Origin of the sequence: Methanosarcina sp. 2.H.T.1A.6 (genome assembly GCF_000979455.1) — an archaeon.
Lineage (GTDB): Archaea > Halobacteriota > Methanosarcinia > Methanosarcinales > Methanosarcinaceae > Methanosarcina.
Map to the genome: position 1 here is coordinate 1 of NZ_JJOY01000022.1, position 16365 is coordinate 16365.

The following is a 16365-nucleotide window of genomic DNA, read 5'->3' on the forward strand; positions in this document are numbered from 1 at the left end:
TGTGTCGTTAAGGAGAGCTTCGACTGTTCCGTTTGGAAGCGCGTTAAAAGCCTCATCATTCGGAGCAAAGACGGTGTATGGTCCTTCTCCTTTCAGAGTTTCAGTCAGGTTTGCAGCCCCAATTGCTGCAAGAAGAGTCGTGAAGTTTCCAGCCTGAGTTGCGGTTTCAATTATGTCAGGAATCTGGGCTTCTGTTGAAATTCCAATCTTTACCAGATATTTTGCTTCTCCAAGGACCGGTTCTCCTCCTTCTTCAAGGGCGTACAGGAAGCTGACAGTGTCGCCTGCACTCACCGGGTTCATGCTTATGTCCGCAGTAGCCTGGACGCCATTTATTAAGATGAACCATTTCTCCCGGGTTTCATTGTTGTTCTGGTATCCTTCTATGCTTTCAAGTACGAAGGTCTTCTCGGGCATGTTTCCGTTCATTTCTCCGGCCATTTTCCCAAGGTCCGTTACCTTAAAATCAAGCCCCGTTGCGTAGAGTGCTCCCAGGTCTGTGAAGTTGGAGATCTCATAGCTTGCAGAGGCGTTATTGCTCGGCACAAAGGTAAAGTTGCCTTCTTTGAGGACAACCGTGTCGTTATAGAGTTCCATAGCTGGATTTTCTTCATCCTGTGCCGACCCGGTACAGGTAGCTGCACTTAAAAAAAACAAAATAATTAAAGCATAAGCTAAACTGGTTAATTCCGATCTAATCCGAATTCCCCCCTATTTTTCCCTTCAGCAGACCCTACTTCTATTATACTCTAGTCTATTAGATCTGAACCCCGTTTTTGTCTGGCTGAAGTTTTATTTCGTGTGAATAGGTATAACTTCCAATCTTATATATCATACAAAGAGTATTTGTATTTTCTTATTAATATTATATTGTAATGAATAACGGCATTTTTATAAAAATTATTTTAAATCTTATAATAATAAGAGTCCTTTAATCCATCATCTGAGTATTCAGTTTTTTACCTGATTTTTCCTGGGGGAAAACCTCTTTCTCATCCACATTGAGGTTTAAAACTCCTATGTCTCCTTATTTGTCCTTTTTGGAAACAAGATACAACCCATATCTCAATAACAAATCTCAGTTTAAGGAAAAATCGAAAAATGGATCTAATAATTATTATTTTTGATTTGTCTCTAAAAAATAGCCTTCTAAAGTTGAAGAAAAGCCTGTAGAATATAAATTCAACACATGTTTTATATATAAATACATGAACCAAAGGGCATTTTTAATTATAGTCCTCACAGTAAAAATTAACAGTTTACAAACTGATGAGAATGTAATATATTGGTTTTTACTGTGGGACTGTAAAATTATAATTGCAGATTTTGGAGTAATAAAAGCTGTCAGATACCCCTTTTGCTCTGAATTTCTCTCAACCTTTTTTTCCCAAGCTCAACAATTTTCATCAATTCTTGATAATCACTTTCTGAAATCATACTTCCGGAAGATAGGATTTTTATAAAACTCCCATCCGAATACAGTAAGACTCCGTCCCAGGAAGTGAAATGCAGGCCTGAGAGGTACTCACATGGAAGCTCCCATTTAGGGGTTACATTTTCAAAACCTTGAAAATAGTATGAAATAATTCCGTTTTTTAAATGAGGGGTAAATTTCAGGATCACAGTAGCCGTGTTTTCACCTCATAAAACCTCAGCAGGAAACCCGTTAAATCTTTAGATTTAGCGGGTAGTTGACATGGTGATCATAGAAAGCACTAAAAGGGCAGGGTAAAAAGAAAATTTCCGTTTTTAAGGTCCCTGGGGAACCTTATAAAAAAGGAATTTTAAAAACCTATTTCGGTTACTTTTTCTCCTTTTGCACTGGTAACGGTTGCAGAAATGTCTTTAAATTTTGGGATCCCTGTACCGCCTGTTTCATCCGAGACCAGCATATTGGACCAGGGGCTGTTGGGCATATACGCAATGCCCCTGTGAGAGGGCTCGTATCCGGATTCTTCAGCTCTTACCACAATCGTTCCGAAAGAGTTTTTCAGGACTACAGTGTCGCCTTTTTTCACGCTCAACTGCTTGAGGTCGGCAGGGTCCAGTTTTATGACGGCAGAGCGGTCTCTGTAATCGTCTCCAAAACGGTTTTCGATCATCGCCTTGTCCTGGAAGATGTCCCTGTACGTTATAACCTTGACCTTTATTTCAGGGGCTTTAAGAAAAGATCCGAAATCCATCAGAGGGCCTCCATTATCTTCTTGAGAACTGCTTCATCCGAAAGACGGGTTGTCTCCACAACAGGTTTGAAGTTTACTTTAACCCCGTCCATACGCGTGGCACTACCTCCTGACTCCACCCCGCTGATTGCAGTATTGATATAGACCTTTGCCCTTCTGGAAGTAAGGGTTTCGCAGGGGTCCAGTGATATTACAGGAATCTCAAGCAGGTTCTTTGCAACAGACCTGGGAAGGCTTGAAAGCGGATCCGAACCGATGATAAGGGCTGCATCCACAGTTTTTGCTTTAAGGGATTCAACGATTGAATATTCGGGCCCGTGCTTCACAGTACCGTCTTCAAACTTTACACTGTTCACATGCCCTGTTTCCTCAAAGAGGTTTTCATTAAAGCCCCGCATGTTGTAGTGCCCTACCATAGGTATCAGGTGGAAATTTGCTTTTTCGTTCAGGGCATCCATGAGCCGGATAAGGGGTTCAAGGTTTTCCAGGGAGTAGACCAGGCCAAGCCCTACAAAGACCACGCCGAATTTTGCCCCTTTAAGGATATTCGCCAGTTCAAGAATTCTTTTAGGGGGGAAGTTGTAGGATGTTTTCGGAAGCTTTCCGGAAAGCCCTGCAATCAGAGCGTCGATGAACTCGGCATCTCCTCCCGGAGGGATCTGGAAGAAATAGTTCCCGCAGATCTTTGCGGTATGGGATTTCCGGACATCTATTGCAATTGCTGTCCTTTCCTCTTCCCAGCCCCGCTGCTTTTCAGTTCCCCTCGGGAAATAGGAATGTTTCGAAAGGTGACGGGGGTGAGAGTCCGACGGGTCTGCCCCCCAGAAAATAGTAACATCGGCTTTATTTCTTACATCATCAAGAGTACATACCTTGAACTTGTTTTGAAGGAGAGCTTCAACCACCCGTCCCAGGCAAAATGAGGAAGTATCGTCAAGGGTTGCACTGGTTTTTCTTGCAAGCTCGATTGCAAGTTTCTGAGTCTCATTGGTAGAAGTCCCAAGCCCGAAAATCAGGGGATTTTTTGCATTCTTCAGGATAGCTGCAGCCTCACTGATTGCAGTTGCTTCATCTACAGGCTTATCGTCGACCCGAAAAACTGCACTTTCCCGGCCTTCTTTCATGTGGGCTACGCCTACCCTGCAGGCGGTATGGACCTTGTTTACTATGTTCTTTTCAGACTCGACCTCGATATCGTCGCAGAGCATTCCACAGCCTGTGCATACGTAATAATTTTTCTCCATCCTCTCACCTCACACAAACTCGATTGCCTCTACAGGGCAGGTTACTATACAGCCGTTACAGAGGATCTTGTTCTTTCCGAATCTGCGGCATTCTCCCACGTTCTGGGCTTTGACAATTCCGTCTTCGATGGTCAGGATCAGTTTACCGGCGTTCTTTGGAGCATTGCCCGAACCGACGCCGTAAGGGTCATTTGCAACATTGACAGGGCAGGCAACCACACAGTTTCCGCAACCAAAACAGAGGTCTTCATGCACTATAAGTCCGGTTTCGGTTGCTCCTTCCGACGGCTTGAAGAGGCCGCTGATCTTTTCGTAGCTTTCTTTGTATTTAGGTTCCTCTTTCAGGGGCGGGCAGTCCTCAGGTGTCAGCTCGCGGGCCATAAGGGCAACTGCAAACGCCATACAGGAGGTTTTTCCACATTTTTTGCAGTTAGTCTTTGGAAGCATCTGATAGAGTTCCATTGCATTTGTCATTCCAGGTCACCCTTGAGTCAAATTTATCCTATTGTTAATTTATTAAAGAGATAGCAGGTCAATACCACACCAGGTCAATAGTGTTATGTACAGACCAATAGTGTGAACCGGAAATTTCTTATTGAAGAATATCCGGTTTGAAAGAAACGCTGTCCAAGAATCTTGAGTGTCTAAGAGCATTGAAGTACAATGTCAATAGATTCAGTTAAAGAGATGAATGTAATCAACTTTAAACTATTGCTTTTTAATTCTCAATGTTAATTTTAATTTGCAGTGTTAACAGCTTTCAGAGACTCCAGGCTCTCAAATAAGGTTCTTGCCTTCTGCAGGCTGAAAGACAGGCATTTCAACTTAAGTGAAAAGATTAGAGTGGGGCTGGAAGAGGACAAAAAGTATTTATATAAATTGTCCCCTCCCGCCTTCGCTAATAGTATTTAAAGCTCGTTTTAGGAGCAGGTCTGGCAGAACAAAGTCAGATCAGGAAGGCTTAAAGAAAAGTTCACAGTGGCAATTCCCGTCTCTTTCAATTTCATCTTTATGATAGATACAGGGACAAACTATCTTTTTATCCTCGTTCTCGTCCCCGGTTACTATCCTGCAAGGACAATAGCGCCTCCCGAACTTTTCAACCCTTGAAGCAAGCCCGTCAAGAACGTAATCAAGAGCTTCTTTATCCGGGTTAAGCCTGTAGCCTGCTTTGCTTGCGTATTTTTCTGTCCATTCATACATCTTATCTTTTACTTCATCATGTTCACTCATGTAGAGTTCCCTCCTGTTTTTGTAAGAGTGATACTGGTTATTTGTGAGAAGGTCATACACGGAAATATTCTTAGAGAGTCAGGTGCATTCCTGTTCTTGCACAATTACCGTAGATATTTCTCACATCCAGGTTTCTTAAGAATTATTTTAAACACCTGCTCACAGGAAATTCCCGCATACATAATAAATTATTAAGTAACAATTCGGCACTGACTGATAGATTACGAATTAAGTTCTCAAACTATAAAATCAATTGGTGAGCATCATAATCTTCGATAAGCCAGTCTGAGGTTACCCGATTAAATTAACCGGATTCTTTCTCGGGAACTTAAACACGGGCTTTAACAGGAATCCGAAAGTTAATATATATACACTTATTATATCCGAATATAAATATAATATTCAGTATATTAATAGCGTGGTAAATATGCCTTCAAAATAACGGATTAAACAGATTGTACTCAGGTTAAATAGCTCATCATACAGTATTAAAATGATGTAGTGTAAAAAATGATGTAGTGTAAAAAATGATGTAGTGTAAAACTATTCTGCTTATCCGGGCGCAGGACTGGGGTTACCATATAATGAGATTACAGTTGCCTTGAAATATTTCTGCTCTTGCCTGCAATGAGGCTGAAGGAAGGCAAACCCGGAAAGCAAATGGAATAATTACACTAAAGGCTACTGAGTCTGAATTCTCTCTAATAGGGCTGCCGGTCAGAGGCTCAGAAAACTTTTACAAAATAAAGGTTTTGATTTTATACAAAACGACTACATTTTTATCCTGTTTGAGGGAAAATTTATATTGAGATTTATAAAACACAAAGTCCACAAATGCCCGGAGAGTTTAAAAAAGCCTTTACAGGTTCGTGCAAAAAATTCGCTGAACCAGGGCTACACAGGATCTTACTTATTCTGCACTGGCGGAAATCATGTGCAGGAAAGCTTTCCGGAATTATAATTCTTAAATTTTAACTTATAACTTATATACTAATACACATCAAAAAATATATCAGAACTCGATCTCTAAGAATATTCATAGATATAAGGAGTTAACAAGCATGCGAATCGGAGTCTACATTTGCCATTGCGGACTGAATATTGCGGGAGTAATTGATGTTTCAGCCCTTGAGGAAATGGCAAATAAACTGGAAGATGTGGTGCTTGCCCGGGAAGTACAGTTTCTATGTTCCGATTCCGGACAGGAAGGCATCATCAAGGACATAAAAGATAACAAAATCGACAGGGTTGTGGTAGCTGCCTGTTCCCCCAGGCTGCACGAAAAGACCTTCAGGCATGTCATGGAAAAAGCCGACCTCAACCCTTACCTTATGGAAATGGTAAACATAAGGGAGCAGTGCTCCTGGGTGCATGCGGATGACCCGCAGATGGCAACCCAGAAAGCTTTTGACCTGATAAGGATGGGGGTTGCAAAAGCCCGGTTCCTCAGGGAACTGAGTGCAACAAGCTCAAAAGCCAGCAGAAATGTCCTTGTCATAGGGGGAGGGGTTGCAGGAATCGAAGCAGCCTTAAACCTTGCAGAAGCCGGTTTTCCCGTAACCATGGTGGAGAGGGAGTCTACAATCGGAGGCAAAATGGCCCTGATGAATGAAGTCTTCCCGACAAACGACTGCTCAATCTGCGTGCTTGCCCCCAAAATGACGGAAGTCCAGAACCACCCGAATATTACTCTTTACACATATTCCGAGGTAACCGATATTTCAGGTTCGGTCGGAAAATTCCACGTTAAAGTCAAACGCAAACCAAGGTTCGTGCTTGAAGACAAATGCAAGGGCTGCGTTGACCTCTGTGCCGGGGTCTGTCCCGTAGAAATCGAAAACCCCATGAATTACGGGATTGGAAAGACCCGGGCTATCTATATGCCAATCCCCCAGTCCGTCCCTCAGGTGGTACTCATTGACCCTGACCACTGTGTGGGCTGCGGGCTTTGCCAGCAGGCATGTCCTGCAGAAGCTGTGGACTATGAACAGAAGCCCGAGGAAATTGAATTCGAAGCAGGAGCCGTAATCGTTTCTACAGGCTACCAGCTCTTTGACGCCTCCAGGAAAAAGGAGTACGGGTTTGGGAAATACCCTGACGTCATAACGAATATGCAGCTTGAAAGGATGCTGAACTCAGCAGGGCCCACAGGCGGCAGAGTCCCTGTACCTTCTACCGGCAAGCCCCCAAAGAGTGTTGCATTTATCCAGTGTGTGGGGTCAAGGGACAAAACCATAGGCAACGAACACTGTTCAAGGGTCTGCTGCATGGCAGCTCTCAAGAATTCCCAGATGATCAAGGAACGCTACCCTGACACCGATATTACGATCCACTACATAGATATCCGGGCTGCAGGAGAGATGTACGAGGAATACTACAACAGGACCCAGGGAATGGGCGTTGACTTCATCCGCGGCAAGGTTGCCGAGGTCTATGCCGGCGAAGACGGAAGGCCGGTTGTACGTTACGAAAATACTCTGGAATCCAGCGTTGAAGAAGAAGCCCATGACCTTGTTGTGCTTTCCACGGGCTACGAGCCCAGCAAGGCTGCAGAGGGAATAGGCAGGATGCTTAACCTTGCCCGGCGGCCTGACCGCTTCTTTGCAAGCGCCCACCCGAAAATGCGCCCTGTGGATGCACCGGTAAGCGGGGTTTTCCTTGCAGGCTGCGCCTCGGGTCCCAAAGAAATCCAGGTCTCCATAGCCCAGGGCAGTGCCTGTGCCTCCAAAGTTATGCAGCTCCTTGGCACGGGAGAACTTGAAGCCGATCCCATGGGCGCTCATGTTGACACGGAAAAGTGCATAGGTTGCAAGACCTGTGTGGAAGTCTGCAAGTTCGGAAAGATCAGCATTGTCGACAAAAAAGCTGTTGTGGACGAGGTCTCATGTTACGGTTGCGGGGACTGCAGTGCAGCATGCCCGGTTGGTGCAATTCAGATGAGGAACTTTGAAAACGAGCAGATCCTTGCGCAGGTCCGGGCTGCAACCGCCAATAAGTCCCAGAGCCCCTTTGTTGTTGCTTTCCTCTGCAACTGGTGCAGTTATGCCTGTGCAGACCTGACAGGGATGTCGAGGATCCATTACCCGACAAACATCAGGGTCATCCGTACCATGTGTTCTGCAAGGGTAAACCCTGAATTCGTGCTTGAAGCCTTGAAAGGCGGAGCTGACGGTGTGCTTGTTGCGGGATGCAGGATGGACGAATGCCACTATATCCACGGAAACTTCGATGCGAAAAAACGCATGGATGTCTTAAAGGAAATCATAAAGGAAATCGGGCTTGACCCGAAAAGGCTCAGGACCCTCTGGATCTCGGCTGCCGAAGGGGAACGTTTCTCGAACACAATCACCGAGTTTGTAAAGGAACTCGAAGAAATAGGGCCCATAGGGACCGAACTCAAGCGGGAATGTGCGGGAACCGGACAGGAGGAGGTGGCACAATGAGCGAGAAACATCCCGAAGAGTGCCCCGAAGAGTGCCAAGAACAGGAAACTCACGTATGCGGGGGGTGCTGCTGCGGAGCCGGAGGAAAAGAAGAGCCCGAGACCAGAGAAAAAGAATCAGGGAAATTCGAGTCTGAAGAATCCGGATCAGAGGAATTCGAATTAGAGGAACCGGAAGTAGCAGTGCCTGGAGAAGGTGAAGGTGAAAACCAGGAAAAGATCACGGTTACAACCAGCATGGACCTGCAGGGGACCCATTTCCTCTATACGCAGGCGACTGAGAAGTCCCTCAAGACCCTTGATTATGACTATAAGCGCTGCAACGGATGCGGGATCTGTGTGGAGATCTGCCCCACAAAAGCCCTTGAACTGGGCCCCATGCATGAGATTGCAACCGGGCTTGATGCCCCTCCTGTGATGATGGACCTTGATAAATGCACCTTCTGCAGGATGTGCGCAAACCTCTGCCCTGTGCATGCCATTTCCTTCGAAGCCGTGGGTGAGGTCCCTGATGCAAAACAGTATCCAAAATATGATACGTATGTAAATATCAACGAGAAATGTCTCCCCTGCCTCCTCTGTGAGGGAGCCTGCCCGCAGGATGCAATAGATGTTGAGTTCACTTTCCCGAAAAAAGAAGAGATCGCTCCCTTTAAGGAAGGGGTAGAGGGTGAAATCGAAATCGATACTGAAAAATGCAACTTCTGCGGGATCTGTGCCCGGTTCTGTGAAGCCTTTCTCCTGCTTGAGCGCGAACCTACTCCTGAGAACCCCGTACCTTTTGAGCAGATCCTTGTTGATACGGACAAATGTGACTACTGTGTGCTCTGCCAGGACATCTGCCCGGAAGAGGCAATAAAGGTTAAAGGGGAACGCCCCTGCGAAGCCCCGAAAGTGGAAGGCAAAGTTAAGGTTGACGAGCTGAAATGCACGCAGTGTGCCCGCTGCCAGGCTGTCTGCCCCTACGAAGCTGTGGACCTGCAAAAGCCCATGGAAGGGAAACTGAGCCTTATTGAGCTTAATCTGAAAGAGTGCGACCCCCAGGGCTGCCGCGGCTGCTTTAACGTCTGCCCCTCGGAACTCTGGTACGTGCCAACAGACCCTGAAGACCCGCGAAAGATTGCTTTTGCCGAAGATTTCTGCATGTACTGCGGGGCCTGCGTGAAAGCCTGCCACCTTGCAGCCATAAAAGTAGAAAGATCTGATGTCCACCACACAGAGATCCCGGATACACCCTGGGCTACCCAGTGGAGGGACGCAATCGATTCCCTGAAGACCGGAGTCCGAAAAGGAGTTGACCGTGCCGTCTTCAGAGAGACTGAAACCCTCAAAGCCCAGAAGTTTATGGGCATAGAGTTCCCATGCACCGATGAGGAAACGCTTGCAGCCGTGCAGGCAAAAATTGATTCTCTCATGCCTGTCCTTAAGAGTGCAAAGGTCAGGAAACTCTGGGAAACCGACTCTCCGGAAAACGCCTCTGCAGCCGTGAAAAAGAAAATGGAAAGCTGAATTGAAAGCTGAATTGAAAGCAGAAGGGAAGGCCGAATTGAAAGCTGAATGAAGTTAAAAGGCAATCGCCTGCCAGGCTAACAGAAGGAATACAAAAGAAGGGCGGCTGAAGAAAAACCGATTGATGCAGATGCAGAAGACAAAAACCTGAGGCTGAATGGTATTTTTCGGGATCTCAGCCTCAGGCCCTGCACTTTTCACTTATAATCATTACCGGTACCTTGCAGTGCCTGACAACATTTTCTGCCACACTGCCGAGCAGCAGCCTGTCCAGCCCTGTCTTGCCGAGAGTTCCCATAACAACAATATCCATCTCATTCTCTTCGGCATAACGGATCAGTTCGTCTGCCGGATGCCCTTCAAGCAGGATGGGCTTCACATCGACCCCTTCCATCTCTCCTGCTCTTTTCACATAATTAACAGCCGCATGTCCTTCTTTTTTCAGGGCTTCATTCATCCTTTCCCAGTCAAAATCCACAGCCATCGACGAGAAATAATCCGTGGACACCACATATACAGCATAAACAGTCCCCCTGTTCAAACGGGCAAGCTCTATCGCATTGTTAGCAGCCATCCTGGAACAGACCGAACCGTCGGTTGCAATCATTATTTTCTTGAAACTGGCGACTCCCATCAAACAACACCCAGTTACACTATGTGCCTGTAAGAAATATAATTGCATCGGGGTTTAGAGGATGAAAGGGATTCAACAATTTGGTTTTTTCTGTTTTCTAGAGATAATACTCAATACTTTCCACAGCTGGCCTTATGGGGCTTGGAGTGAGGATGTACAAGACGCTTGAAAAACTGGGAACATCTCTTCATAAGTTTCCTATGAATGATCCAAGCCCGGCGCCGTATACGCTGGTTTTGCTGGACTTAAAGGGAAAATCCCGAATCCGGAGTTTCCATTTTTGCTTCGGTAGATAAGGGGTGCCGGGGTTTCTATTGGCTCTCAGGCACCAGGGTTCTTACGGGTGGTGTCAGCCGAGTTGCGGCTCAGCGGGGCTTTTAAGTGGGAGGTTGAAACCGAATACACTGTATTTTCCGTATTCACTTTTGACCCAAATATCTCCTCCATGGAGTTCAACCAGTTTCTTTACAAGGGATAGACCCAGTCCTGTGCCTTCAGGCTTTTTTTCAGTGTACCTTTCAGTGGGCCCCTCAACCTGGGAAAAAGGTTTGAAAAGTTTTGGCAGGTCTTCTTCCTTTATTCCTATGCCCTCATCTTCAACCTCGAATTGCATAAACTCTTCAACTACTCTGACTCTTACGGTAATATTTCCCCCCTCAATGGAGAATTTGTTTGCATTCCCTATGAGGTTGTACAGTATCTGCTTTAACCTACCACTGTCCGCTTCCACAATACCAACATCAGGTTCTATGTCGGTGTTGATAGTTATTCCCCTGCCGCTTGCGGAAGGCTTCATAACTTCTGCAATCTCCCTGACTATCAGGGGGACCGAGACCTCATCATACTGTAGTTCCATCTTTCCGGCTTCTGCTTTTGATAAGTCAAGTATGTCATTGATGAGGCCGAGCAGATGCTTGCCGCTTATGGATATGTTTTTTGCATACTTCATCTGTTTTTCATTTAAGGGTCCTGCGTAGTTTTCAATAAGCAGATCGGAAAATCCAATGATCGCATTAAGAGGCGTTCGAATTTCATGGCTCATACCTGCCAGGAATTTGCTTTTAGCAGTATTTGAAGCCTCAGCAAGTTCCTTTGCTTCCAGAAGAGTATGCTCCATTCTTTTCCTCTCGGTAAGGTCTATTTCCATGGAGAAGATCTCAAACTGGTCTTCAGGTACCTGGACAGCCGAATAGCTGGAAAATACAGGGATTTTTTCCTCCTTCTTCGTTAAAAAAGTACTTTCCGATGCACTGACATAAGTCCTATCTTTTTGCATGGAACCGATGATCTTTAAAAAATCATTTTTATTTTCATAGGGGACTATAAGCTCAGTCAGTTTCTTCCCCATGGCTTCATTTTTGGGATACCCATACATTTTTTCGCTTGCAATGTTCCAGTAAATTACAGTACAATCCGGATCAAAGCCCTGGACAGCAACCTCCGGTACATTGTCAATAAAATTCTGAAATTTTAGTTCACATAGGTAAAGTTTTTTCTCCTGAACTTTAACAGTTCTCAAAAGACCTACCTGCCTGTTGAGAACCATATATACGATATTGGCAATCAGAAGAACCAGAATAAATGTAAGTGCCTTAATAAAAGTTACATCACCGGGAGTGAGTCCATTTACAAGGACACTTTCAAGCCAATTTGCAATATATAACCAGGCACGATAAAGGACTAGAAAAAAAAGCAAAATTGTTGTCACAGCTACAGAATATGGTTTTGCGAACCATTCCTTTAGCCGGAGTGGGTCCATGTCCTCTTGATCGCTTTTCATTGCCATAACTCCCGGTAATGCAATTTACGAAAAATAATGAATCTCCGCTGTGCTGATAAAAATTTGTTCTATTTTGCTGCAGTTATGTTATATACTAAAAATGTTATATATGTTTATGCCATTTTTATATATGTTTATGCCATTATCGGCACCCCTTTCAGAGGACTAGCCACATATCAATTATGTCATAAAATTAAAGGAGAGTCTATAATTCCCGATATAGAGTCAGTATCAACTCATCTGAATATTTTTCTTTTCCTGATACTGGTAAATTCACTTTTGTCAAGATTTGCAGTGGTAACTTCTCCGATTTCACCTGCACCCGGCGTATCCAGTATGTATTTTGCAGTCGCTTTTATGATCGTTTTTGCTCTCTGGTATGGAATATGGGGAGGGATTTCTGCCTATCTTGGCTGTATGATAGGAGCAGGGATCCTTGCGGATATGCCCCTTTCATTAAATGTTGTATGGTCATTTGCCGATCTCTGGCAGGTCCTTATACCCCTGATGGCTTTTGCGTACTTCAGGGTTAACATAAGGCTAAGAACAAAACGGGACATGGGGATTTTCCTTTTGTTCGGGTGTCTGCTTAACAACTTTATCGGTGCGATGTGGGGTGCCTTAATGATCGTCAGGGAAGGTATGGTCCCATGGACGGAATTTTTTGTGACATTTGAAGGATGGTTCGTTGGCAATGTTGTTACTACATTGGTAATTGTACCATTTTGCCTCAAGTACATCACTCCATATATCCAGCAGACAAAATCTTACGTCCATAATTACTGGATCTGATTATTAGAGTAAGTGTCAACTACCCGCTAAATCCAAAGATTTAACGGGTTTTCTGCTGAGGGTTTATGAAAAGAAATACATTGAGAGCTTGATAAATTGAGAGCTTGAGAATGTGATCCGAATAGGTAAAAAATAAACTGCTCACAATGCTTGCAAAATAAACTGCTCACAGAATCTGCACTCTGATTTTACATATTACTCTCAACATCCTACTTTCTACATACTGCCTCAATGAAAATTAAGAAATGTCATCCAGATGTATTTTTTTTCAGTTTTCATAGTGACCTTTTTAGTCATCATGCTGTATTTGCTCAGTCACCAGAATGGACTTTTTAGTTATTCTACTATATTTTTCTCGTTTACTCTAATACTACTTTCAGTCTTTAAATTTATTTTATGGAAAAGCCGGTCGTCGAAGACGACCGGTGAGAGTATCGGTACCTGAAAAGCAAATTGAAAAAAGGTCTTCGGGAATAGTTGAACAGGGGAATTACAGCTGCCCTGCTCGGGTTAACCCTTTTCAGTGAATTGAAATTTTTATTGAAGTCAGCTCTGTAGAAATCTCTGACATTAATTTAGATAGGTTTTCTACAAAGCCTGAAAATCAGCCGTTTTAAATTCAGAAACTCTGATTTCGGAAACCAAAAATTCAGAATCCGGAAAATCCATGAAAAATTCGAATTAAAGAAGAAACGCCTGAGGCGCTTCTCCTGCATCGAACCTGCTGATGTTGCAGGTGTAGGAAGCATATTTTTGTTGGAAGCGTTGGTTTTTCGGAAGCTGAAAGGATTCGGGCCTCAATTCTTTTTTCTCATACAGCTTGTACTTAATAGCTGTCCCGCCTGCTGCATGAAGACGGAAATGGGTTCGGTAGGGTCGAACACGTATTCGTAACCCAGAGCTTCAACTAACAGGTCCGTGATGTCCTTCTGCCGGATCGGGGTCTGTGCCAGGTTTGAGGCGAAGTTCAGCTGGGACGCGCAGCCTGCGCAGTTAGTGACCACACAGTCGGCGCCTGTGGCAAGAGCCTCTTTCAGGCGGGTTTCAGCGCAATGGGCTACAGTCCCCATGTCGGAAAAGGCAGCGACAAGGCCGCAGCAGAGGCTGTTTTCCCTTGAGTGCTCCATCTCTTCCAGCTCCAGACCGGGGATGGCTTTAAGCACGTTTCTGGGCTGGTCGTAGGTATCGAACCACCTCCCTACATGGCAGGAATCGTGGTACGTGACTTTCCTGTCCAGGGGCTTTTCAAACTTCAGTTTCCCTTCACGGACAAGCTCGTCCAGGAGAACTGTTATGTGTTTTGTCTCTATGTCCCAGTCCAGGCCAAGCATCTCTGCCACATGGGGGTAGTGTTCCGTGAAGGTGGCATAGCAGCCAGGGCACGAAATGACAAGGGTCTTAACCCCGCGGTTTTTCATGTTCTCGATGTTCTTTGCCGCGGTTTTTGCAAAGTCCTCCGTGTAGCCCCCAAGTGCCAGGTAGAGCCCGCAGCATGCTTCCTTTTCCTCGCCGAGGTTCACGAACTCCAGGTCGGCTGCCGTCATAATCCTTGCAATATTCTGGGGCATGTTCTTTGAAACGATGGACGCCCAGCAACCCGGCCAGTAACCGATTGGGCCTTTGGGCAGGGTCTTGATATCAGATTTGACCTCATCGGTGATCCACTCCCTTGCCTCGTCTGGGAGGCCCCAGAAGTTTCCGCTTTTAAGCACGTTTTCCCTGACTGCTGCAAGGCCAGTGTTTTCGAATTTCTTTCCAAGCACGCCCCTGATGTTGATCCAGTGGTGGGCGATTGGGATGTCAGTCTGGCATTTTGCGTCGCACTTCTTGCAGGTCGTGCAGTAGAAAAGGGAGTCTGCGGCCTTTTCGTCCAGCTCGATGTTGCCTTTCAGGTACTCGGCAAGGAGGTACCACTTTCCCCTTGGGGAGTTGCTCTCCCACGGCCTTGCATCAAAGACCGTACAGCTGCCCCGACAGGACCCGCACTGGGCACAGACAAAGGCGTCCTTTCCGATCTCGGAAGGCATCCGATCCCCAAAATCAAATGGCAATGGCTCGTTTCCGAGCAGGCTGCCCATGCTGCAGACTGCGGATTTGCTCAGGCCCGCCATTTTCATTGCCGCGTTCAGGAGTTTGATCGGGGAATTCTTTTCAACCGAGGGGGGCAGGACCTTTCCAGGGTTCATGATGTTAAGAGGGTCTGCCTCTTTCTTATAAGCCACAATTCTCTCAAAGAGCTGTTTTCCCAGGTGCTCCTTTGCATTTTCCGTAAAATACATCCCAAGAGCCGTGAGTTCCCCTCCGTGCTTTTTTGCCAGGTCTGTTGCGACCAGGGATGAGGAGTATTTGAGCGGGAAGGTAAGCTTGCGCTCATCCGCCAGCATGAAGCCCATCATGGTCAGCTTTTCCGGCGTTACCATGATCCCTTCGAAGACAAAGCCTCCCTTAAACTTTCCTTCTACAGCTTTGAGGTAGGCGGCAAGTGAACCAAGAGGGATGACCATCTCATTGGCCACGACAGAAGGCCCAAGGCGCTTGAGGCGCATGGAGTAGAAGCGGTTTTTCCACTCATGGAGGGCGAGTTCCGTGGAGAGGATTTTACCTGCGTGTCGCTGTATGGTCTTTTCAAGGGGCTGCCCGACTTCCGGGGCCCGGGATTCGGGGTAGACAAAAAGGGCGAGGTACCTTCCTTCAGGCAGCAGCTTTTCTCCGTGGGCCTCCTGGCTCAACTTTGCAAAGCCTGGGGTCTGGATATGCACGGACCAGAGCCTGAGCCCGGAATCTCTTATTTCTTTGAGGGCAGATTCCAGTTTCCCGGCATCAGGGAATGTGGCGAGCAGGGGAATATCAGTATCGGCTTTCCGGACCCTGAGCTTTACTTTTGTGATAAGGCCTGTGATCCCTTCAAGCCCGTAGGCCAGGTCCAGGTCGGAGTTTTTCAGCACCTTAAACTTGCCGTCAGGACTGGCAATTTCTGCGGAAACGATGTTTTCCCTGAAACTTCCGTATTCGAAACTTCCTATCCCGCTCCCGCCCTGGGCTACCCAGCCACCTACAGTGGAACCCGGGGCGCTGCTTGGATAGAGGCGCAGTACAAGCCCTTTTTTCTTCAGGTCCTCTTCAAGCTGCTCCCAGGTAATTCCTGGCTCGACTTCCACAGTTTCGGTTTTCAGGTCTGTTCCAAGCACCTTTTTCATCCGGACAAAATCGACAACAATTCCACCGGCTGCAGGTACGGCTCCTCCAAAGCCGCTGGTCGCTCCACCTCTCGGGACCAGGGGAATTTTGTGTTCTGAAGCCAGCTTGATGAGTCCGGCTACTTCAGAGGAATCCACAGGCTGCACCACGGCATCGGGCAGGGTTGAAATGGTCTTCAGTACCATTCCAGGAAGGGCTGCAATGTCATGGGAATAGAGTAACCTTTCCAGCTTCTCAAAAGAAACCCGGTCTTTGAAAAGGGATTTGAGGCTGCCCTGCAAATCGGTATGTTTTCCGTTTTGTGTCAAGAGAAATCCTCTCAATATCCTTTTTTAGAATAAGCTCCACAT

Annotated in this window: 11 protein-coding genes; 3 read left to right on the top strand and 8 right to left on the bottom strand. The window is 46.0% G+C overall.

Annotation, left to right across the window (positions count from 1 at the left end):
• The 5 genes from EO98_RS17725 to EO98_RS04935 all read right to left on the bottom strand — a co-directional run.
• Positions 1-657, bottom strand: a 657-nt coding sequence (locus tag EO98_RS17725; protein WP_235283555.1) for a fasciclin domain-containing protein, incomplete at its 3' end; no start/stop codon positions are given.
• A gap of 1127 nt (positions 658-1784) precedes the next feature.
• On the bottom strand, positions 1785-2183 hold the full coding sequence (locus tag EO98_RS04920; protein WP_048139638.1) for a molybdopterin dinucleotide binding domain-containing protein: 399 nt from the start codon (positions 2181-2183) through the stop codon (positions 1785-1787).
• The gene (locus EO98_RS04925; protein ID WP_048139639.1) at positions 2183-3427 is read right to left on the bottom strand and encodes a formylmethanofuran dehydrogenase subunit B; all 1245 of its coding nucleotides are present in this window, start codon (positions 3425-3427) and stop codon (positions 2183-2185) included. The genes EO98_RS04920 and EO98_RS04925 overlap by 1 nt, the downstream gene beginning before the upstream one ends.
• Before the next feature lie 9 nt (positions 3428-3436).
• Entirely contained in the window at positions 3437-3901 is a 465-nt protein-coding gene (locus EO98_RS04930; protein WP_048139641.1) for a (Fe-S)-binding protein, read from the bottom strand.
• A gap of 477 nt (positions 3902-4378) precedes the next feature.
• Positions 4379-4660 carry a ferredoxin-thioredoxin reductase catalytic domain-containing protein gene (locus EO98_RS04935; protein WP_048131874.1) on the bottom strand — a complete coding sequence of 94 codons (282 nt, stop codon included), beginning with the start codon at positions 4658-4660 and terminating at the stop codon, positions 4379-4381.
• Positions 4661-5721: 1061 nt separating this feature from the next.
• Here EO98_RS04935 and hdrA2 point away from each other — a divergent pair.
• Both hdrA2 and EO98_RS04945 read left to right on the top strand, forming a co-directional pair.
• Positions 5722-8103, top strand: coding sequence for a CoB-CoM heterodisulfide reductase HdrA2 (hdrA2, locus tag EO98_RS04940; protein WP_048139642.1), 2382 nt, complete (start codon positions 5722-5724; stop codon positions 8101-8103).
• A complete protein-coding gene (locus tag EO98_RS04945; protein WP_048139644.1) occupies positions 8100-9611 on the top strand; it encodes a 4Fe-4S binding protein in 1512 nt (503 codons plus the stop codon). The genes hdrA2 and EO98_RS04945 overlap by 4 nt, the downstream gene beginning before the upstream one ends.
• Positions 9612-9792: 181 nt before the next feature.
• Here the strand turns inward: EO98_RS04945 and EO98_RS04950 are convergent, their stop codons facing one another.
• Both EO98_RS04950 and EO98_RS04955 read right to left on the bottom strand, forming a co-directional pair.
• Positions 9793-10245 carry a universal stress protein gene (locus EO98_RS04950; protein ID WP_048139651.1) on the bottom strand — a complete coding sequence of 151 codons (453 nt, stop codon included), beginning with the start codon at positions 10243-10245 and terminating at the stop codon, positions 9793-9795.
• A 349-nt stretch (positions 10246-10594) separates the two neighbouring features.
• Complete coding sequence (locus EO98_RS04955; RefSeq protein WP_052734488.1) at positions 10595-12025, bottom strand: PAS domain-containing sensor histidine kinase; 1431 nt, start codon at positions 12023-12025, stop codon at positions 10595-10597.
• A 279-nt stretch (positions 12026-12304) separates the two neighbouring features.
• Here EO98_RS04955 and EO98_RS04960 point away from each other — a divergent pair, with 279 nt between their 5' ends.
• Positions 12305-12817 carry an MASE1 domain-containing protein gene (locus EO98_RS04960; RefSeq protein ID WP_162197916.1) on the top strand — a complete coding sequence of 171 codons (513 nt, stop codon included), beginning with the start codon at positions 12305-12307 and terminating at the stop codon, positions 12815-12817.
• 797 nt (positions 12818-13614) lie between these two features.
• On the opposite strand, the gene EO98_RS04965 is transcribed toward EO98_RS04960, so the two are convergent.
• Positions 13615-16323: an FAD-binding and (Fe-S)-binding domain-containing protein gene (locus tag EO98_RS04965; RefSeq protein ID WP_200895238.1), complete on the bottom strand. Its 2709-nt coding sequence runs from the start codon at positions 16321-16323 to the stop codon at positions 13615-13617.
• Positions 16324-16365: the final 42 nt, after the last annotated feature.

Bases quoted from the DNA above. Each gene is read 5' to 3' on its own strand.
- hdrA2 (WP_048139642.1), top strand. From the start codon at position 5,722: ATGCGAATCGGAGTCTACATTTGCCATTGCGGACTGAATATTGCGGGA.
- EO98_RS04950 (WP_048139651.1), bottom strand. From the start codon at position 10,245: ATGGGAGTCGCCAGTTTCAAGAAAATAATGATTGCAACCGACGGTTCG.
- EO98_RS04920 (WP_048139638.1), bottom strand. From the start codon at position 2,183: ATGGATTTCGGATCTTTTCTTAAAGCCCCTGAAATAAAGGTCAAGGTT.
- EO98_RS04925 (WP_048139639.1), bottom strand. From the start codon at position 3,427: ATGGAGAAAAATTATTACGTATGCACAGGCTGTGGAATGCTCTGCGAC.
- EO98_RS04930 (WP_048139641.1), bottom strand. From the start codon at position 3,901: ATGACAAATGCAATGGAACTCTATCAGATGCTTCCAAAGACTAACTGC.
- EO98_RS04935 (WP_048131874.1), bottom strand. From the start codon at position 4,660: ATGAGTGAACATGATGAAGTAAAAGATAAGATGTATGAATGGACAGAA.
- EO98_RS04955 (WP_052734488.1), bottom strand. From the start codon at position 12,025: ATGAAAAGCGATCAAGAGGACATGGACCCACTCCGGCTAAAGGAATGG.
- EO98_RS04945 (WP_048139644.1), top strand. From the start codon at position 8,100: ATGAGCGAGAAACATCCCGAAGAGTGCCCCGAAGAGTGCCAAGAACAG.